Below are 17,750 nucleotides of genomic sequence, written 5' to 3'. Positions count from 1 at the left end.
TTTTTCAGCAAAGACCTGCCCACCCGCAGCCTGCCCATGCCCCAAGATTCCATGACCCGCTCAGACCTCGTTGAAGAACTGGCCGCGCGCTTTGGTCAGCTCACCCATCGCGATGCCGAATACGCCGTCAAGACCATCCTGGACGCCGTGGGCGAGGCCCTGGTGCGTGGGCACCGCATCGAGATCCGGGGCTTTGGCAGCTTCTCGGTAAACCACCGCCCACCCCGCATGGGACGCAATCCGCGCAGCGGCGAGGCCGTGGCCATCCCTGAAAAACGGGTGCCCCATTTCAAGCCTGGCAAGGCCCTGCGTGAAGCCGTGGACAAGCGCACCGCCGAGATGGAAGAAAACTCGGGTGCCGCCAGCAGCACAACCGTTCAAAAATAATAGCTGCTCGCGCTTTACAGATAAGCGCTAGAGGCCTATTTGACTTGAATTCTTATCCTGCAAGGGCCATGCGGCCCAGCAGGCACAAGCTCTTAGAATCGCCCCACCACTGGGGAGACCGATGAAATACCTCCTGTGGCTGCTCAAGGCAGCCATTTTTTTTACGCTGTTTGCCTTCGCGCTGAACAACCAGCAGGACGCCACCGTGCACTTCTTCTTTGGCACGCAATGGCGCGCGCCGTTGGTGCTGGTGGTGTTGACCGCATTTTCAGCGGGCCTGGCCGTGGGAGTGCTGGGCATGGTGCCGCGCTGGTGGAGGCACCGCACCGCAGCGCGACGCGCCCATGCAGCGGTGGCAGCGCCTGCGCCCGTGGCATCCTCCGCAGCAGCAGGCTCCATGCCCCCCGCCCCGCCACCACCGCCCGACCTGCCTTCAGCCCATGGAATTTGACCTGACCTGGATCCTGCTGGGTCTGCCCGTGGCCTTTGTGCTGGGCTGGCTGGCTTCGCGTTTTGACCTGCGCCAACTGCGTGCAGAAAACCGCCGCGCGCCCAAGGCCTACTTCAAGGGCCTGAACTTCCTGCTCAACGAGCAGCAGGACCAGGCCATCGACGCCTTCATCGAGGCCGTGCAGAACGATCCCGATACGTCTGAACTGCACTTTGCCCTCGGCAATCTGTTCCGCCGCCGGGGCGAATACGACCGCGCCGTGCGCGTGCACGAGCACCTGCTCTCGCGCGGCGACCTCTCCCGCACCGACCGCGAACGTGCCCAGCACGCGCTGGCGCTCGACTTCCTCAAGGCCGGCCTGCTCGACCGCGCGGAAGAAGCCTTGCACCGCCTGGAAGGCACCCCCTTCGAGGCCCAGGCCCGCCTGGCGCTGCTGGCCATTTATGAACGCTCACGCGACTGGCCCCACGCAGCCAACATCGCTCGAAAGATGCACGACGCGGACCAGGGCGACTTCAGCACCCGCCAGGCCCACTACCTGTGCGAGCAGGCGCTGGCGCTGAGTGCCCAGGGCGACCTGCCCGGTGCCCAGACCTTGCTGGAACAGGCCGTGGCCGCCGCCCCTGAAGCCGCACGCGCGCGCATTGAGCTGGCGCGCCTGCAGCGCCTCATGGGCCAACCGGCGGCAGTGCTGGCCACGCTCAAGGCGCTGGGCGAGCGCAACCCCGCAGCGCTGCCCCTGGCCGCCCCGCTGATGGTCGAGGCTGCCACCGCTACCGGCCGCACCCAGGAAGTACATGCCCTTTTGCAGGCGCACTATGCGCAAGCGCCTTCGCTGGACGTGCTGGAAAGCATCGTGGCCATGGAAGCCGCCGACAAGACCACCCGCCCATCCGCCCGCCAGCGTTATGTGGAGCACCTGGACAAGGAGCGCTCGCTGGTCGCCGCTGCCAAATGGCTGGCCACCGAAAAGCTGGAGCACGAGGAGTTCCACCCCCAGGTCCAACGGGCGCTGGAGCATGCCGTGAAACCCCTCACACGCTACCGCTGCGCGGCCTGCGGCTTTGAGGCGCGCCAGCATTTCTGGCAATGCCCCGGCTGCCAGACCTGGGACAGCTACCCCGCGCGCCGCGTCGAAGAACTCTGACCCGCCATTCCAGCCCTCCACGCCAAGGACACCCGCCACCATGCTGAAGACACTGCTGACCCTGATCGCCACCTTGCTGCTGGCCACCACCGCCGCCTTCGCCGCCGTGGACGTGAACACCGCCACCGAAGCCGAACTCGACGGCATCAAGGGCATCGGGCCCGGCCTGTCGGGCCGCATCCTGGAAGAGCGCAAGAGCGCCCCCTTCAAGGACTGGGCCGACTTCATTGGCCGCGTGGGTGGCGTGGGCAACAAAAGCGCCGTGAACTTCTCCAAGGAGGGCCTGACCGTCAACGGCAAGAAGTACAGCGCAGCGGCCGCCGCCAAGGCGGAAGCCAAGAGCAAACAGAAAGAGAAAGAAAAAACCGCCAGCCACCAGGGCACCGAACGCAAGGCCCGCAGCAGCGCAGACAAGACCGCCGCAGCACCAGCCACACCACCAACAGCGGCACCTGCAGCCCCCGCCCCTGCCGCTACCCCAGCAGCCAGCGCTAGCAAAAACTAAGCAGACTTCACAAGCAGCAAGCCCGCTCCAGCGGGCTTTTTTTTTGCACCCACCACAAGCTCGGCAGCAAGGGCTGGTCAGGGTTTTTAGGGGCTGCCCCTAAAATTGTTCGCGCATGCCCCTGATCACCCTTATCCTCCTCCCCTTCATCGGCAGCCTGCTGGCGGCAGTGTTGCCCGCCAATGCCCGCAACACCGAGTCCACGCTCGCCGGGCTCATTGCCTTGTTCTGCACCGTGCAGGCGGCGCTCTACTTCCCGCAGATTGCAGACGGCGGCGTGCTCCGGCAAGAGCTGGCCTGGCTGCCCGCCTTGGGCCTGAACCTCGTCATCCGCATGGATGGCTTTGCCTGGATGTTCTGCATGCTGGTGCTGGGCGTGGGCAGCCTGGTGGTGCTGTATGCGCGCTACTACATGTCGCCCGCCGACCCGGTGCCGCGCTTCTTTTCGTTTTTTCTGGCGTTCATGGGGGCGATGGCGGGTGTGGTGCTGTCGGGCAACATCGTCCAGATTGCATTCTTCTGGGAGCTGACCAGCCTGTTCTCGTTCCTGCTGATCGGCTACTGGCACCACCGCAAGGATGCGCGGCGCGGCGCACGCATGGCGCTCACGGTGACGGGCACAGGCGGGCTGGCCATGCTGGCGGGCATGCTGGTGCTGGGCCACATCGTGGGCAGCTACGACCTCGATCACGTGCTGGCCGCAGGCGCGTTGATCAAGGCGCACCCGCTGTACCTCACCGCACTGGTGCTGATCCTGCTGGGCGCGCTCACCAAAAGCGCACAGTTCCCGTTCCACTTCTGGCTGCCCCACGCCATGGCTGCGCCCACGCCCGTGTCGGCCTACCTGCACTCGGCCACCATGGTGAAGGCCGGTGTGTTCCTGATGGCCCGGCTGTGGCCCGCACTGTCGGGCACGGAAGAGTGGTTCTGGCTGGTGGGCGGTGCGGGCCTGGTCACGCTGCTGGTGGGCGGTTACGCGGCCATGTTCCAGAACGACCTCAAGGGCCTGCTGGCCTACTCCACCATTTCGCACCTGGGCCTCATCACCCTGCTGCTGGGCCTCAACAGCCCGCTGGCGGCCGTGGCCGCCGTGTTCCACATCATGAACCACGCCACCTTCAAGGCCTCGCTGTTCATGGCCGTGGGCATCGTGGACCATGAAAGCGGCACGCGGGACATCCGGCGCCTGTCAGGCCTGCGCAGGATGATGCCCATCACCGCCACCCTGGCCATGGTGGCCAGCGCGGCCATGGCGGGCGTGCCGCTGCTCAACGGCTTCCTGTCCAAGGAAATGTTCTTTGCCGAGACGGTGTACGTGAACACCACGCCATTGCTCGAATGGCTGCTGCCGGTGGCGGCCACCGTGGCCGGCATGTTCAGCGTGGCGTATTCGCTGCGCTTCACGGTGGATGTGTTCTTTGGCCCACCCGCTACCGACCTGCCGCGCCCGCCCCATGAGCCGCCGCACTGGATGCGCGTTCCTGTCGAACTGCTGGTGCTGGCCTGCCTGGTGGTGGGCACGCTGCCCGCCTGGTCGGTGGGTGCCTACCTGGCCGCCGCCGCACGGCCCGTGGTGGGGGGCGAGCTGCCCACGTACAGCCTGGCGGTGTGGCATGGCTTTAATACCCCGTTTGTAATGAGCCTGGTGGCATTGGGCGGTGGCATTGCGCTGTATGCCCTGCTGCGGCGCCAGCGCGCGCGCGGCACGCTGGATGCACCGCCCCTCATGCACCACCTGAGCGGCCAGCGCATGTTCGAGCACCTGCTGGCTGCGCTCACGCTGGCGGGCCGCAACGGCCGCCGCCTGCTGGGCACCAGCCGCCTGCAGTGGCAGATGCTGTGGCTGGCCACAGCGGCCCTGGTGGCGGGTACCCTGCCCCTGTGGGCACGCGGCCTGCCGATTGGCGACCGGGTGCAGCTGCCCCTGTCGCCCGCCTTCGCCCTTTTGTGGCTGCTGGGCGCCGTGTGTGCCGTGGCGGCGGCCTGGCAGGCCAAGTACCACCGGCTGGCCGCCCTCACGCTGCTGGGCGGTGCGGGCCTGTGCGTGTGCCTGACCTTCCTCTGGTTCTCGGCCCCCGACCTCGCGCTCACGCAGATCGTGGTGGAAATCGTGACCACCATCCTCATCCTGCTGGGCCTGCGCTGGCTACCCCGCCGCGACGAAAGCCTGCGTGTGCCCACCCTGGCCGAAGAGCGCCGGACCCAGCTGCGCCGCTACCGGGACCTGGCACTGGCGTTGAGCGCGGGCGCAGGCATGGCACTGCTGTCGTTCGCGATGATGAGCCGCCCTTTCCCCGACAGCACCTCCACCTTCTTCCTGGAGCGCGCACTCACCGAAGGCGGCGGCACCAACGTGGTCAATGTCATGCTGGTGGACTTCCGGGGCTTTGACACCTTTGGCGAGATCGTGGTGCTGGGCATCGTGGCGCTCACGGTGTATGCGCTGCTGCGGCGCTTCCGCCCCGCGCGCGAAGTGATGGACCTGCCACCCCAGCAGCGCGCCCTGCCCGCCGATGTGGACACCGACCTGACCAACCCGCGCCAGACCGCCGACACCGCCGTCGGCTACCTCATGGTGCCTGCGGTGCTGGTGCGGCTGATGCTGCCCTTTGCCACGCTTGTCGCGGTCTACCTCTTCATGCGCGGCCACAACGAGCCCGGTGGCGGCTTTGTGGCGGGGCTGGTGTTCTCGGTGGCGCTGCTGCTGCAGTACATCGTCTCGGGCACGTCATGGGTCGAGGCGCATCTGCCCCTGTACCCACGCCGCTGGATCGGCGTGGGCCTTCTAGCCGCGCTGGCCACCGGGCTGGGCGCACTGGCCTGGGGCTATCCGTTCCTGACCAGCCACACGGCCCATTGGCACCTGCCGGTGGTGGGCGAGATCCATGTAGCCAGCGCGCTGTTCTTCGACATCGGCGTGTTCACCCTGGTGGTGGGCTCCACCATGCTCATCCTCACCGGCATTGCCCACCAGTCGGTGCGAAGCCACCGCTACAACAATGCGCGCGCCGACGACGAGGCGGCAGAACAGGCCGCTGCCGCCACGGTGCCCACCACCCGGGGAGAAACTGCATGGAACTGATACTGGCCCTGGCCATTGGCGTGCTCACCGGCTCGGGTGTGTGGCTGCTGCTGCGCCCACGCACCTTCCAGGTCATCATGGGCCTGTCGCTGCTGTCGTACGCCGTCAACCTCTTCATCTTCAGCATGGGCCGCCTGGGCCTGGCGATTGACAAAGAGCCCGTACTGCAGCCCGGCCTGCCGCAGGACCTGGCCCACTATGCCGACCCCATGCCCCAGGCGCTCACACTCACGGCCATCGTGATCGGCTTTGCCATGACGGCGCTGTTCCTGGTGGTGCTGCTGGCATCGCGTGGCATGGCGGGCACCGACCATGTGGACGGCACCAAGGGTAAAGACGTGCAGGAAATGCCATGACGGGAGGCACCAGCATCACCGCATCGATCACCGCGTGGTTGATGCCGCACCTGATCCTCGCGCCCATTGCGCTGCCCCTGCTCACGGCGGGGCTCATGCTGCTGCTGCGCGAAGAGCGCCAGCGCGCCAAGGTCACGCTCAACATCACCTCGACCTTTCTGGGCCTGGTGGTGGCCGTGCTGCTGCTGGCGCAGGCCAAGGACCCGAACCTGCCCGGCGGCCTGGGCGTGTACCTGCCCGGCAACTGGCCCGCGCCCTTTGGCATTGTGCTGGCCATCGACCGGCTCTCCGCGATGATGCTGGTGCTGGCAAGCACCGTGGCGCTGGCCACCGTGCTGTTCTCTGCGGCGCGCTGGCACCGCGCGGGCGTGCACTTCCACCCGCTGTTCCAGTTCCAGCTCATGGGGCTGGCCGGTGCCTTCCTCACCGCCGACCTGTTCAACCTGTTCGTTTTCTTCGAGATCATGCTGGCCGCCTCCTACGGGCTGCTGCTGCATGGCTCGGGGCGCCCACGCGTGTCTGCCGGGCTGCACTACATTGCCATCAACCTCGCAGCCTCCTCGCTGTTCCTGATTGGCGTGTCGATGCTGTATGGCATCACCGGCACGCTCAACATGGCCGACCTGGCGCAGAGCATTGCAGGCATCGCGCCCGCAGACCGGGGCCTGCTGCATGCAGCGGCGGCCATCCTGGCGGTGGCTTTTCTCATCAAGGCCGCTGTGTGGCCGCTCAACTTCTGGCTGGTACCCGCCTACAGCGCGGCCACGGCGCCCGTGGGCGCACTGTTTGCGCTGATGACCAAGGTGGGCGTGTACAGCGTGCTGCGGCTGTGGACGCTGTTGTTTGGCCCCGAGGCCGGTGAATCGGCCCAGTTTGGCAGCCAGTGGCTGATTGGCGGCGGCCTGCTCACCATGGCCTTTGGCGCCATCGGCATGCTGGGCTCGCAGCGCCTGGGGCACCTGGCAGGCTTCAGCGCCGTCCTGTCGTCGGGCACGCTGCTGGCGGCCGTGGGCTTCGGCCAGAACCTGCTCACAGGCGGACTGCTGTACTACCTGCTCAGCTCCACGCTGGCGGTGAGCGCCCTCTTCCTGCTGACCGACCTGATCGACCGCTGGCGCAACGACGGCTCCAACCTCGCACCCTACGAGCAGACCGACGACGCGCCGTTCCTGTCGGCCGATCTGGTGCCCACCGAAGGCATGAACCTCGACGACAAGGAGGAGGCGCTCATCGGCGAGGTGATCCCTGCGGCCGCTGCCTTCCTGGGCCTGGCCTTTATCGCCTGCACGCTGGTCATTGCAGGCCTGCCACCGCTGCCAGGGTTTGTGGGCAAGTTCGCCATGGTGCATGCGCTGCTCAACCCGCTGGGGCTGGGCGCATCCAGCGGGTTCCAGCTGGGCGCGGCGGGCTGGACGCTGGTGGCCCTGCTGGTGGCCTCGGGCCTGCTGGCGCTGGTGGCCTTGACCCGTGCAGGCATCCGCCATTTCTGGGCCGCACATGATCGGTCGGCCCCCAAGCTGCTGGTACTGGAAGGCTTGCCGATTGCCCTGCTGCTGGGTGCCTGCGCGGCGCTGGCCTGGCAGGCCGGCGCCGTGATGCGCTACACCCAAGCAACGGCCGACGCATTGCACGCGCCCGCTGGCTACATGCGCGCGGTGATGACCGCTGAGCCCGTGCCCAACCCGCCCCAGCCTGCCACCACACCGGGGGGCAACCTGCCATGAAGCCAGAGCCCCTTCCCACATCCACATCGCCCCGGCCCTTCAAGCGGCTGGTGCCCGCGCCCCTGCTGTCGCTGGCGCTGCTGGGCCTGTGGCTGCTGCTCAACCGCAGCCTGAGTGCCGGGCATTTTGTGCTGGGCACCGTGCTAGCGCTGGCGATTCCGCTGCTCACGGCCGGACTGCGCCCGCTGCCGGTGCGCGTGCGCAAACCGGGCGCCGTGCTGCGCCTGGCCTTCACGGTGGTGGCCGACACCACCCGCTCTAACCTGGCCGTGGCCCGCCTGCTGCTGGCGCCCGGCCGCAGGCGCCACCCTGCCGGGTTTGTGCACATCCCTCTGGATGTGCGCGACCCCAACGCGCTGGCCGTGCTGGCGATGATCGTCTGCATCACCCCTGGCACGGCCTGGGCCGAGCTGTCGCTGGACCGCAGCGTGCTGCTGCTGCATGTGCTGGAACTGGACGACGCGACCACCGTGATCGCCGACGTGAAGCGGCGCTACGAGGCCCCTTTGATGGAGATTTTTGAATGACCCCGATACTGGATTGGGCCCTCCCCATCGCCCTGTTCATGCTGGCCCTGGCCATGGGCTGCGCGCTGATCCGCCTGCTCAAGGGCCCCTCCGCACAAGACCGGGTGCTGGCGCTCGACTGCATGTACCTGAGCGGCATGCTGGTGATGCTGGTGCTGGGCCTGCTGTATGGCAGCAAGAACTACTTCGAGGCCGCGCTGCTGCTGGCGCTGTTCAGCTTTGTGGGCAGCATGGCCATGGCCAAGTTTCTGCTGCGTGGCGAGGTGATCGAATGACCGAAGCCGCTACCACTGCCGCCGCCGTGCTGCCGCTCTGGCTTGAAATCATCGTGGCCTTGCTGGTGCTGGCGGGCGCCGGGCTGGCCCTGCTGGGCTCCACCGGCCTGCTGCGCCTGCCCACGTTCTTCGAGCGTGTGCACGCCCCCGCCATCATCGCCACGCTGGGCTGCTGGCTGATCATGCATGGCACGGTGCTGTACTTCTCGGTGGCCGACCGCAGCCTGGCGCTGCATGCGCTGCTGATCGCCGTGTTTGTGGCGATCACGGTGCCGATCATGTCCATCTTCTTGATGCGCGCGGCGCTGTTCCGCGCGCGGCAGATGGGGCTGGATGTGCCTCCCAGCCTGAGCCAGCCCAAGGCATCTGCAGCGCCTGCAGATGCCAAAGACTCCTGATTTGGTAGCTGCTTGCGCTTGATGGACGCGCGCAAGCAGCCATTTTTAGCACCATTTTTAACCTGAAGACCCGAATCCGCCGCCGCCCGGTGTGTGGATTTCGAACACATCGCCCGACTGCATCTCGGCCTGGCCAATGTGGTCGAGCAGTTCCACCCGGCCATCGCTGCGCACCACCTTGTTGATGCCCACGGCCCCCGGCTGACCACCCGCCATGCCAAACGCGCCATGGTGGCGGCCGTTCGACAGGATGCTGGCCGTCATCGGCTCCAGGAAGCGCACACGGCGCACGCCGCCGTCGCCACCTTTCCACTGCCCGGCACCGCCCGATCCCTTGCGGATCTCATAGCCCTCCAGCCGCACCGGAAAGCGGAACTCCAGCACCTCGGGGTCCGTCAGGCGCGAATTGGTCATGTGGCATTGCACGACGCTGGTGCCTGCAAAGCCACCGGTGAGCTGCCCGTTGGAATCCCACACGCCGCCCGCGCCGCTGCCCCCCGAGATGGTCTCGTAGTACTGGTAGCGCGTGCTGCCAAAGGTGAAGTTGTTCATGGTGCACTGCCCCGCCGCCATCAGGCCCAGTGCGCCATACAGCGCATTGGTGATGCAGGTGGAAGTCTCCACATTGCCCGCCACCACCGAGGCTGGTGGGTTGGGGTTGAGCATGCTGCCGGGCGGAATGATCACGTTGAGCGGCTTGAGGCACCCGGCGTTGAGCGGAATGTCGTCATCCACCAGCGTGCGGAACACATACAGCACCGCCGCCATGCACACCGCCGTGGGCGCGTTGAAGTTGTTCGTCTGCTGCGCGCTGGTGCCGGTGAAATCGATGGTGGCACTGCGGCTTTGTGCATCCACCTTCACGGCCACGCTGATCTGCGCGCCGTTGTCCAGCGGCAGCGTGAACGCGCCGTCCTTCAGGCGCGTGATGACGCGGCGCACGGACTCTTCGGCGTTGTCCTGCACATGGCGCATGTAGGCCAACACGACATCGAGGCCAAACTCGGCCACCATGCGGCGCAGCTCCTGCTGGCCCTTCTCATTCGCTGCAATCTGCGCGCGCAGGTCGGCCATGTTCTGTTGCGGGTTGCGGGATGGATATTCGCCGCTTTCCAGCAGCGCGATCATCTCCGCCTCACGCAGCACGCCGCGCTCGACCAGCTTCACGTTGTTGATCTGGACGCCCTCTTCCTCGATGCGCGTCGAGAACGGTGGCATGGAACCCGGCGTGGTGCCGCCCACGTCGGCATGGTGGCCCCGGCTGCCCACATAGAACGTGGGTGTCGCTTCATCGGCAATGTAGACCGGCGTGATGACCGTGATGTCCGGCAGGTGCGTGCCGCCGTGGTACGGGTCGTTGAGCACGAACACATCGCCGGGCTGCATCTTGCCCGCGTTCTCCCGGATCACGGTCTTGATGCTCTCGCCCATCGAGCCCAGGTGCACGGGCATGTGCGGCGCGTTGGCGATGAGGTTGCCTGCGGTGTCAAACAGCGCACAGCTGAAGTCCAGCCGCTCCTTGATGTTCACCGAGTACGCCGTGTTCTGCAGCTGCAGGCCCATCTGCTCGGCGATGTTCATGAACAGGTTGTTGAACACCTCCAGCAGCACCGGATCCACCGTGGTGCCCACGGCGTGTTGCACGGCACGGGCCACGCGGCGGTTGAGCAGCAGGTGGTCCAGGTCAGTCAGCTCGGCCTCCCAGCCGGGCTCTACGATGGTGGTGGCGTTCTTCTCGGCAATGATGGCCGGGCCGGGAATCACATCGCCGGGGCGCAGATCCTCGCGCACCACCAGCGCGGCGTCGTGCCATGCCGCAACGCCATCGATGCCGCCGGTGTACATGCGCACAGTGCTGCGGCGCGGCACCTCGCGCGCAGGTTGCAGCGTGTGGCGCGGCTCCACGGGCGCATCGCCGGGCACCACGGCCTCGACGGAAACGGCCTCCACCACCAGGCCCTTGCCCTGCATGAGGAACGCAAAACGCTGGCGGTAGGCGTTCTCGAACGCGGCGGTGATTTCGGCCAGCGAGCCAAACGGCACGATGAGCGCCGAGTCGCTGCCCTCGTAGCGCACATGCACGCGGCGGTGCACCACGGCTGTGCCAACACCCACCTGCTGGCGCTCCAGCTCGGTGCGCGCGGTGGTGGCGAGTTGGTCCAGCGTGGCTTCGATGCCTGCGAGCGCTTCGGGCGCAAGCTTGGTTTCCACCGCCTGTTCGCGGATCACATTCTGGTCGGCGAGGCCCATGCCATACGCGCTGAGCACCCCCGCCAACGGGTGCACAAACACGCGCGTCATGCCCAAAGCATCGGCCACCAAACACGCATGCTGGCCGCCCGCGCCGCCAAAGCATTGCAGCGTGTAGCGCGTCACGTCATACCCGCGCGCTACGCTGATCTTCTTGATCGCATTGGCCATTTGCTGCACAGCGATCTGGATAAAGCCGTGGGCCACATCCTCCGCGCTGCGGCCAGTCTGCGTGGCGAGGTCGCCAAACTTCTGCGCCACGGCATCGCCATCGAGTGCCTCATTGGCCGCATGGCCAAACACCTTGGGAAAGTGCGCGGGCTGGATCTTGCCCACCATCACGTTCGCATCCGTCACGGCCAGCGGGCCGCCGCGGCGGTAGCTGGCCGGGCCAGGGTTGGCACCCGCGCTTTCGGGGCCGACGCGGAAACGTGCGCCATCAAAACCGAGGATGGAACCGCCACCGGCCGCCACGGTGTGGATGCTCATCATGGGCGCCCGCATGCGCACGCCCGCCACCTGCGTCTCGAACTCGCGCTCGAACTCGCCCGCGTAGTGGCTCACGTCGGTGCTGGTGCCCCCCATGTCAAAGCCGATGACCTTGTCGTAGCCTGCCAAACCGGCGGTGCGGGCCATGCCGACGATGCCGCCTGCGGGGCCCGACAGGATCGCGTCCTTACCCTGGAACACCTGCGCATCCGTCAGGCCGCCCGACGACTGCATGAAGAACAGCTTCACGCCTGGCATTTCGCTGGCCACCTGGTCCACATAGCGGCGCAGGATGGGCGACAGGTACGCATCCACCACCGTGGTGTCGCCCCGGCTCACCAGCTTCATCATGGGGCTGGTGGCGTGCGATGCACTCACCTGCGTGAAGCCCGCTTCGCGCGCAATGCGGGCGGCGGCTTCTTCGTGTGCGGTGTAGCGGTAGCCGTGCATGAACACGATGGCCGCGCTGCGCAGGCCTGCGTCGTAGGCCGCCCACAGGCGTTCTTTCAGGTGGGCTTCGTCCAGCGGCTCGATCACCTCGCCCCGCGCACCCACACGCTCCTGCGCCTCGATCACGCGCTCGTACAACAGCTCCGGCAGCACGATGTGGCGGTCGAACAGACGCGGGCGGTTCTGGTACGCAATGCGCAGCGCGTCCTTGAAGCCCTTGGTGGTGATGAGCAGCGTGGGCTCGCCCTTGCGCTCCAAGAGCGCGTTGGTGGCCACGGTGGTGCCCATCTTCACGCATTCCACCAGCTCGGGCGTCACAGGTTCGCCGGGCTTCAAACCGAGCAAGTGGCGGATGCCCGCCACGGCGGCATCCTTGTACTGCTCGGGGTTCTCGGACAGCAGCTTGTGCGTGACGAGCGTACCGTCCGGGCGCTTGCCCACCACGTCGGTGAAGGTGCCGCCCCGGTCGATCCAGAACTGCCAGCGGGACATGGGAGAGGGTTGGTTGGACATATAAATGCTACTCATTTGATAGCTATCAGCGCTTTACAGTCGAGCGCAAGAGCCGTTTTTTATTCAGATTTCCGGGCCATACAGGGCACCGAAGCCACTCAGGCCGCCAGCGTCACAGCGACGCGGCCGAGCGCGCCGCCTGGTCGTACATGCCTGAGAGCACACGCAGCAACCGGGCCAGCTCGCCGATGTCGCGGTTCAGCGCGTCGTCGGCTTTCAGGGCGTCGATCAGGCAGCTCTCGCGGATCTCGCGGTAGCGCTGCACATAGGCGCGGCCCACATCGGTGGCAGCGTAGGTCACTTCCTTGCCGTTCTTTTGCGAGGCCACGACGCCCAGGTTCTGCAGCTTTTTCAGCGCATAGTTCACCAGGTGCGTGTCTTCCACATTCATGATGAAGCAGATGTCGGCCAGGCGTTTGTCGCGCGCGCGGTGCGTGACATGGTGCAGAACCACCACGTCGAGCGGCGTCAGATCCTTGAGCCCCGCCGCCGCCATGCAGTGCACCACCCAGCGGTGGAACGCATTGCCCGCCACGATGAGACCGAACTCGAACTCACTCATCTCGGCACTTTGCGCCGACACCAGATGCGCCGAAGACACGATGGGGCCGGAGTCGGTTTTGGCCTTGGGCTTGGCGTCAGATTTCATGGCGGGTTCGGGCCTGTGGGTTCTGTCATTGGCACGGGATATGCATGGGGCATTGTAGGCAAGTCGATGGTAATTTGTTGGCAATTTGTCAGCGTTTAGGCAAAACACCTATCGCAATCGGGTCGGCTTCCGATACAGTGATTTGTTACATCCAACCTTGTACATCCAACCCTGCGGAGCAATATCCATGAAGCGTCGAATCTTCCCCGTGACCGCACTTGCCCTGACCCTGGCGGCAGGCCTGTCTGCCACCTCGGCATTCGCCCAGACCAAGTGGGATCTGGCAGCCGCCTACCCAGCCACCAACTTCCACACCGAGAACATGGTGCAGCTGGCCGGCGATGTAGACAAGGCCACGGGCGGCAAGCTCAAGATCACCGTGCATGCCAACGCCGCGCTGTTCAAGGCCCCCGAAATCAAGCGCGCCGTGCAAGGCGGCCAGGCGCAGATGGGCGAGATCCTGCTGGCCAACTTCCAGAACGAGTGGCAGCTGTTTGGCGTGGACGGCCTGCCCTTCCTGGCCGACAGCTACGACGCCTCCAAGAAGCTCTATGCCGCGCAAAAGCCTTTCCTTGAAAAGAAGCTGGCCGAACAAGGCATGGTGCTGCTGTATGCCGTGGCTTGGCCCCCGCAAGGTATCTACACCAAGAAGCCCCTGGCCTCGGCCGCCGACCTCAAAGGCATCAAGTGGCGCGCCTACAGCCCCGCTACGGCCCGCATTGCCGAGCTGGTGGGCGCCCAGCCCGTGACGGTGCAGGCCGCAGAGTTCTCACAAGCCCTGGCCACGGGCGTGGTCGAATCGACGATGACCTCGGGCGCCACCGGTGTGGACAGCAAGCTGTACGAGCACCTCAAGTTCTACTACGACACCCAGGCCTGGCTGCCCAAGAACGCCGTGCTGGTGAACAAGAAGGCGTTTGACGCGCTCGACAAGCCCAGCCAGGACGCCCTGCTCAAGGCCGGTGCCGACGCGGAAGCGCGCGGCTGGGCCAACAGTGCCAAGGTCAACACCGACACCATCGCCAAGCTCAAGGCCAATGGCATGGCGGTAGAAGCGCCGCCCGCAGCCCTGAAGGCCGACATGGCCAAGGTGGGCGAGACCATGCTCAAGGAATGGCTGGACAAGGCCGGCCCCGAAGGCAAGGCGCTCATCGACGCCTACCGCAAGTAAGCCAAGACACCCACGCACATGCGTCGTCTGCTGGACTTTCTGTACGACAGCGCCGCCGCCCTGGCGGCGCTTTTTATGGTCGGCCTGCTGGGGATGGTGCTGCTGTCCATCGCCAGCCGGCAGTTCCACTTCCACGTGCCGGGCACGGATGCCTATGCGGGTTATCTGATGGCGGCGGCGGGTTTTCTGGCGCTGGCCCACACCTTGAAGCGCGGCGAACACATCCGCGTCACGCTGCTGCTCAACTTTCTGAAGGGCGGCGCCAAGAAGGCCTTTGAGATCTGGGCCCTGGCCATTGCCTCGCTGCTGGCGCTGCTGTTTGCGGTGTACAGCTGCAAGCTGGCCTGGCAGTCGCACGAGTTTCACGACATCTCCACCGGCAGCGACGCCACGCCGCTGTGGATTCCACAAATCGCCATGGCCGTGGGCACGGTGATTCTGGCGATCGCGTTCGTGGATGAACTGGTGCTGGAGATGATGGGCAAGCGTGTGGATGCCCCATCCGGCGAAGCATTGCGCAATGAATAAACCCGGCACTACCTACCATGAGTGATCTCGCCATAACCGGCCTGCTCGTACTGTCGCTGTTCCTGATCCTGGGCAGCGGCGTATGGATCGGGCTCACCCTCTCCGGCGTCGCCTGGATCGCCATGCAGCTGTTCTCTGCGCGCCCTGCGGGCGATGCAATGGCGGTGACCATCTGGGGCAGCGCCTCCAGCTGGACGCTGACCGCCCTGCCGCTGTTCATCTGGATGGGAGAAATTCTGTTCCGCACCCGCCTGTCGCAAGACATGTTCAAGGGCCTGGCCCCCTGGGTGCAGGCGCTGCCGGGCCGGCTGCTGCACACCAATGTGGTCGGCTGCACCATCTTTGCCGCCGTGTCGGGCTCCAGCGCGGCCACCTGCGCCACCATCGGCAAGATGACGCTGCCCGAGCTGACGCGCCGGGGCTACCCCGAGCACATGGTGGTGGGCACGCTGGCCGGGGCCAGCACGCTGGGCCTGCTGATACCGCCCTCGATCATCATGATCGTGTACGGCGTGTCGGCCGAGGTGTCGATCTCGCAGCTGTTCATTGCAGGCGTGCTGCCGGGCATCTTGCTGGCGGCGCTGTTCTCGGGCTACATCATGGTCTGGGCGCTGCGCCACCCCGAGCAGGTGCCTGCCGCCGACGTGCGCATGACCTTCATGCAAAAGCTGTCGGAATCGCGCAGCCTGATCCCCGTGGTGCTGCTGATTGCGGCCGTGCTGGGCTCCATCTACACCGGCTTTGCCACCGCCACCGAGGCGGCTGCCGTGGGGGTGGTGGGCTCGCTGGTGCTGTCGGCCGTGCAGGGCTCCATGACCTGGGGCACCTTCAAGGACTCGCTGATGGGCGCCACGCGGCTGTACTGCATGATCGCGCTGATCCTGGCGGGGGCCGCGTTCTTGACGCTGGCCATGGGCTACATCGGCCTGCCGCGCCACCTGGCGGAATGGATTGCCTCGCTGGGCTTGAACCAGGCCCAGCTCATCGTGGCGCTGGCCATTTTCTACATCATCCTCGGCTGCTTCCTCGACGGCATCTCGATGGTGGTGCTGACCATGGGCGTGCTCATGCCCACAGTGCAAGCCGCTGGCATCGACCCCATCTGGTTCGGCATCTTCATCGTGCTGGTGGTCGAGATGGCGCAGATCACGCCGCCTGTGGGCTTTAACCTGTTCGTGCTGCAAGGCATGACAGGCCGTCAGCTCCCCTGGATCGCGAAAGTGGCCATGCCCATGTTTCTCCTCATGTGTGGTGCCGTGGCGCTGATCTACGTGTTCCCCGGCATCGTGACCTGGCTGCCGCAGCAGATGTCAGCGCGCTGAGCGGTCAGCATCCACAACGCGGGCGTGGTCCAGGCCAGGGCCGCCCCGCATAGCTCGTTGGGGGATGGCGCGCAACAACGCAGGGAGAGAGGGCTCCATTTGCTGTGACAATCCCCCCATGGTCAATGTTCTAGCCATCTGCATCGGCGCCTGTGTGGGCGCATTGGCGCGCTGGCGCCTGGGCCTGTGGCTCAGCCCCGGCGGCCTGATCCCCTGGGGAACGCTGGCCGCCAACCTGGTGGGCGGCTATCTCATCGGCGTGTGTGTGGCCGTTTTTCACGCCCTGCCCCAGATCGATCCTGTCTGGCGGCTGGCCTTGGTCACGGGTTTTCTGGGCGCACTCACCACGTTCTCCAGCTTCTCGGCCGAGGTGGTTGAAATGTTGATGGTGCAACGCTACGCCATGGCCCTGGGCACTACAGCACTGCACCTGTTCGGGTCGCTATGCCTGACGGCGCTTGGCATACAAAGTGCTTCATATTTCATAGCAGCTCGCGCATTGTAGACTTGCCCACGGGCCCATTTTCTCTACACCTCATCCTCCATTGCATTACGCTGCCCAAGCCGGTGGCCGCAGCATTCGCCCTACCCCTTTTCCCCTACAGACCGACACGAAGAGTCTCTTATGGACGCCAATACCCAACTCAACGAACGCCGCCTGGCCGATGCCTGGGCGGAACTGCAGAACCACGCAGTCAACGGAAACCCCTTGCACGCAGACGCTTATCGCCTCGCGTTTGCCGACCCGGAATTCCTGTTCCGCCGCGAGACACGCGGCATCCGCTTTCAGCTGGAAATGCTCAAGCCCGACCTGGGCCAGGCCGAGCAAGGCATCGAGAACACCGTGGTGGTCTACGGCAGCGCCCGGTTTGTGGCACCCGACGAGGCCGCAGCCCAGTTGGCCGAGGCCGAGGCCAGTGGCGACGAGGTGCGCCTGCAGCGTGCCCAGCAGGCCGTGCGCAACGCCCGCTACTACGACCTCGCCCGCCAGTTCGCCAAGGTGGTGGCGGAATACAGCGAGCACCAGCGCCCCGCAGACCGCATCTACATCTGCACGGGCGGCGGCCCCGGCATCATGGAGGCCGCCAACCGGGGTGCCCACGAAGCCGGTGCACTGAACGTGGGCCTGAACATCGCCCTGCCCCACGAGCAAAGCGGCAATCGCTTCATCTCGCCCTCGCTCTCCTTCAAGTTCCACTACTTCGCGCTGCGCAAGATGCACTTCATGATGCGCGCCAAGGCATTGGTGGCCTTCCCGGGGGGTTTTGGCACGCTGGACGAACTGTTCGAGGTGCTCACGCTGGTGCAGACCAAGAAAGCCAAGCCCGTGCCCATCGTACTGTTTGGCACCGACTACTGGAGGCGGCTGATCAACTTCGAGGTGCTGGTGGAAGAAGGCACGATCTCCGCCCAAGACCTCAAGCTCTTTCACTACACCGACGACCCGCAAGAAGCGTGGGAGCTGATCAAGTCGTTCTACCAGCTGTAGGCCTTTCTTTGCCTACTGGCTCCGCACGGCAAGCGGC

17 protein-coding genes are annotated in these 17,750 nt (G+C 65.8%); 15 read left to right on the top strand and 2 right to left on the bottom strand.

All coding sequences use genetic code 11. The features are described 5' to 3' along the window. Nucleotides 1–36 precede the first annotated feature (36 nt). The 10 genes from LPA35_RS18475 to mnhG all read left to right on the top strand — a co-directional run bounded on the left by LPA35_RS18475 (nt 37) and on the right by mnhG (nt 8,852). Nucleotides 37–387 carry an integration host factor subunit beta gene (locus LPA35_RS18475; protein WP_228898028.1) on the top strand — a complete coding sequence of 117 codons (351 nt, stop codon included), beginning with the start codon at nt 37–39 and terminating at the stop codon, nt 385–387. Between the two features lie 121 nt (nt 388–508). Then, on the top strand, nt 509–838 hold the full coding sequence (locus LPA35_RS18470; RefSeq protein WP_228898027.1) for a lipopolysaccharide assembly LapA domain-containing protein: 330 nt from the start codon (nt 509–511) through the stop codon (nt 836–838). Then, the gene (gene lapB, locus LPA35_RS18465) at nt 828–1,985 is read left to right on the top strand and encodes a lipopolysaccharide assembly protein LapB (RefSeq protein ID WP_228898026.1); all 1,158 of its coding nucleotides are present in this window, start codon (nt 828–830) and stop codon (nt 1,983–1,985) included. Before LPA35_RS18470 ends, lapB begins: the two co-directional genes overlap by 11 nt. Before the next feature lie 40 nt (nt 1,986–2,025). After that, nucleotides 2,026–2,490 carry a helix-hairpin-helix domain-containing protein gene (locus LPA35_RS18460; protein ID WP_228898025.1) on the top strand — a complete coding sequence of 155 codons (465 nt, stop codon included), beginning with the start codon at nt 2,026–2,028 and terminating at the stop codon, nt 2,488–2,490. Between the two features lie 115 nt (nt 2,491–2,605). Further along, nucleotides 2,606–5,572, top strand: a complete 2,967-nt coding sequence (locus LPA35_RS18455) for a monovalent cation/H+ antiporter subunit A (RefSeq protein WP_228898023.1) — start codon at nt 2,606–2,608, stop codon at nt 5,570–5,572. Further along, complete coding sequence (locus tag LPA35_RS18450; RefSeq protein ID WP_063460563.1) at nt 5,563–5,928, top strand: Na+/H+ antiporter subunit C; 366 nt, start codon at nt 5,563–5,565, stop codon at nt 5,926–5,928. The genes LPA35_RS18455 and LPA35_RS18450 overlap by 10 nt, the downstream gene beginning before the upstream one ends. Beyond that, nucleotides 5,925–7,652 carry a monovalent cation/H+ antiporter subunit D gene (locus tag LPA35_RS18445; protein ID WP_228898021.1) on the top strand — a complete coding sequence of 576 codons (1,728 nt, stop codon included), beginning with the start codon at nt 5,925–5,927 and terminating at the stop codon, nt 7,650–7,652. Before LPA35_RS18450 ends, LPA35_RS18445 begins: the two co-directional genes overlap by 4 nt. Further along, entirely contained in the window at nt 7,649–8,179 is a 531-nt protein-coding gene (locus LPA35_RS18440) for a Na+/H+ antiporter subunit E (protein WP_228898020.1), read from the top strand. Before LPA35_RS18445 ends, LPA35_RS18440 begins: the two co-directional genes overlap by 4 nt. Next, nucleotides 8,176–8,454, top strand: coding sequence for a K+/H+ antiporter subunit F (locus LPA35_RS18435; protein ID WP_055402533.1), 279 nt, complete (start codon nt 8,176–8,178; stop codon nt 8,452–8,454). Before LPA35_RS18440 ends, LPA35_RS18435 begins: the two co-directional genes overlap by 4 nt. Further along, nucleotides 8,451–8,852, top strand: coding sequence for a monovalent cation/H(+) antiporter subunit G (gene mnhG / locus LPA35_RS18430; protein ID WP_228898018.1), 402 nt, complete (start codon nt 8,451–8,453; stop codon nt 8,850–8,852). Before LPA35_RS18435 ends, mnhG begins: the two co-directional genes overlap by 4 nt. Nucleotides 8,853–8,909: 57 nt before the next feature. Here mnhG and LPA35_RS18425 read toward each other — a convergent pair whose 3' ends face one another. Next, entirely contained in the window at nt 8,910–12,554 is a 3,645-nt protein-coding gene (locus tag LPA35_RS18425) for a hydantoinase B/oxoprolinase family protein (RefSeq protein ID WP_228898015.1), read from the bottom strand. A 112-nt stretch (nt 12,555–12,666) separates the two neighbouring features. Beyond that, nucleotides 12,667–13,203 (bottom strand): winged helix DNA-binding protein, encoded by a 537-nt coding sequence (locus LPA35_RS18420; RefSeq protein WP_055402539.1) that lies wholly within the window; start codon nt 13,201–13,203, stop codon nt 12,667–12,669. A 187-nt stretch (nt 13,204–13,390) separates the two neighbouring features. Between LPA35_RS18420 and LPA35_RS18415 the strand changes: the two genes are divergently transcribed. From LPA35_RS18415 to LPA35_RS18395, 5 genes are all read left to right on the top strand, one after another. Continuing rightward, on the top strand, nt 13,391–14,374 hold the full coding sequence (locus LPA35_RS18415; protein ID WP_228898013.1) for a TRAP transporter substrate-binding protein: 984 nt from the start codon (nt 13,391–13,393) through the stop codon (nt 14,372–14,374). An 18-nt stretch (nt 14,375–14,392) separates the two neighbouring features. Then, complete coding sequence (locus LPA35_RS18410) at nt 14,393–14,902, top strand: TRAP transporter small permease (protein WP_228898012.1); 510 nt, start codon at nt 14,393–14,395, stop codon at nt 14,900–14,902. A gap of 17 nt (nt 14,903–14,919) precedes the next feature. Further along, nucleotides 14,920–16,224, top strand: a complete 1,305-nt coding sequence (locus tag LPA35_RS18405; protein WP_228898010.1) for a TRAP transporter large permease — start codon at nt 14,920–14,922, stop codon at nt 16,222–16,224. A 118-nt stretch (nt 16,225–16,342) separates the two neighbouring features. Then, the gene (crcB, locus tag LPA35_RS18400) at nt 16,343–16,729 is read left to right on the top strand and encodes a fluoride efflux transporter CrcB (protein ID WP_228898003.1); all 387 of its coding nucleotides are present in this window, start codon (nt 16,343–16,345) and stop codon (nt 16,727–16,729) included. A 120-nt stretch (nt 16,730–16,849) separates the two neighbouring features. After that, the gene (locus LPA35_RS18395) at nt 16,850–17,713 is read left to right on the top strand and encodes a TIGR00730 family Rossman fold protein (protein WP_055402549.1); all 864 of its coding nucleotides are present in this window, start codon (nt 16,850–16,852) and stop codon (nt 17,711–17,713) included. Nucleotides 17,714–17,750 lie beyond the last annotated feature (37 nt).

The organism is Acidovorax sp. Leaf73, from assembly GCF_916855635.1.
GTDB classification, from domain to species: Bacteria; Pseudomonadota; Gammaproteobacteria; order Burkholderiales; family Burkholderiaceae_C; genus Acidovorax; species Acidovorax facilis.
Note: the sequence above shows the minus strand (reverse complement) of the source record. Positions and strands in the feature narration are given on the sequence as shown.

Coding starts and splice junctions, on each gene's coding strand:
- LPA35_RS18425 (WP_228898015.1), bottom strand. CDS start 12,554: ATGTCCAACCAACCCTCTCCCATGTCCCGCTGGCAGTTCTGGATCGAC.
- LPA35_RS18450 (WP_063460563.1), top strand. CDS start 5,563: ATGGAACTGATACTGGCCCTGGCCATTGGCGTGCTCACCGGCTCGGGT.
- mnhG (WP_228898018.1), top strand. CDS start 8,451: ATGACCGAAGCCGCTACCACTGCCGCCGCCGTGCTGCCGCTCTGGCTT.
- LPA35_RS18445 (WP_228898021.1), top strand. CDS start 5,925: ATGACGGGAGGCACCAGCATCACCGCATCGATCACCGCGTGGTTGATG.
- LPA35_RS18435 (WP_055402533.1), top strand. CDS start 8,176: ATGACCCCGATACTGGATTGGGCCCTCCCCATCGCCCTGTTCATGCTG.
- LPA35_RS18475 (WP_228898028.1), top strand. CDS start 37: ATGCCCCAAGATTCCATGACCCGCTCAGACCTCGTTGAAGAACTGGCC.
- LPA35_RS18395 (WP_055402549.1), top strand. CDS start 16,850: ATGGACGCCAATACCCAACTCAACGAACGCCGCCTGGCCGATGCCTGG.
- LPA35_RS18405 (WP_228898010.1), top strand. CDS start 14,920: ATGAGTGATCTCGCCATAACCGGCCTGCTCGTACTGTCGCTGTTCCTG.
- LPA35_RS18410 (WP_228898012.1), top strand. CDS start 14,393: ATGCGTCGTCTGCTGGACTTTCTGTACGACAGCGCCGCCGCCCTGGCG.
- LPA35_RS18455 (WP_228898023.1), top strand. CDS start 2,606: ATGCCCCTGATCACCCTTATCCTCCTCCCCTTCATCGGCAGCCTGCTG.
- LPA35_RS18420 (WP_055402539.1), bottom strand. CDS start 13,203: ATGAAATCTGACGCCAAGCCCAAGGCCAAAACCGACTCCGGCCCCATC.
- lapB (WP_228898026.1), top strand. CDS start 828: ATGGAATTTGACCTGACCTGGATCCTGCTGGGTCTGCCCGTGGCCTTT.
- LPA35_RS18415 (WP_228898013.1), top strand. CDS start 13,391: ATGAAGCGTCGAATCTTCCCCGTGACCGCACTTGCCCTGACCCTGGCG.
- crcB (WP_228898003.1), top strand. CDS start 16,343: ATGGTCAATGTTCTAGCCATCTGCATCGGCGCCTGTGTGGGCGCATTG.
- LPA35_RS18470 (WP_228898027.1), top strand. CDS start 509: ATGAAATACCTCCTGTGGCTGCTCAAGGCAGCCATTTTTTTTACGCTG.
- LPA35_RS18460 (WP_228898025.1), top strand. CDS start 2,026: ATGCTGAAGACACTGCTGACCCTGATCGCCACCTTGCTGCTGGCCACC.
- LPA35_RS18440 (WP_228898020.1), top strand. CDS start 7,649: ATGAAGCCAGAGCCCCTTCCCACATCCACATCGCCCCGGCCCTTCAAG.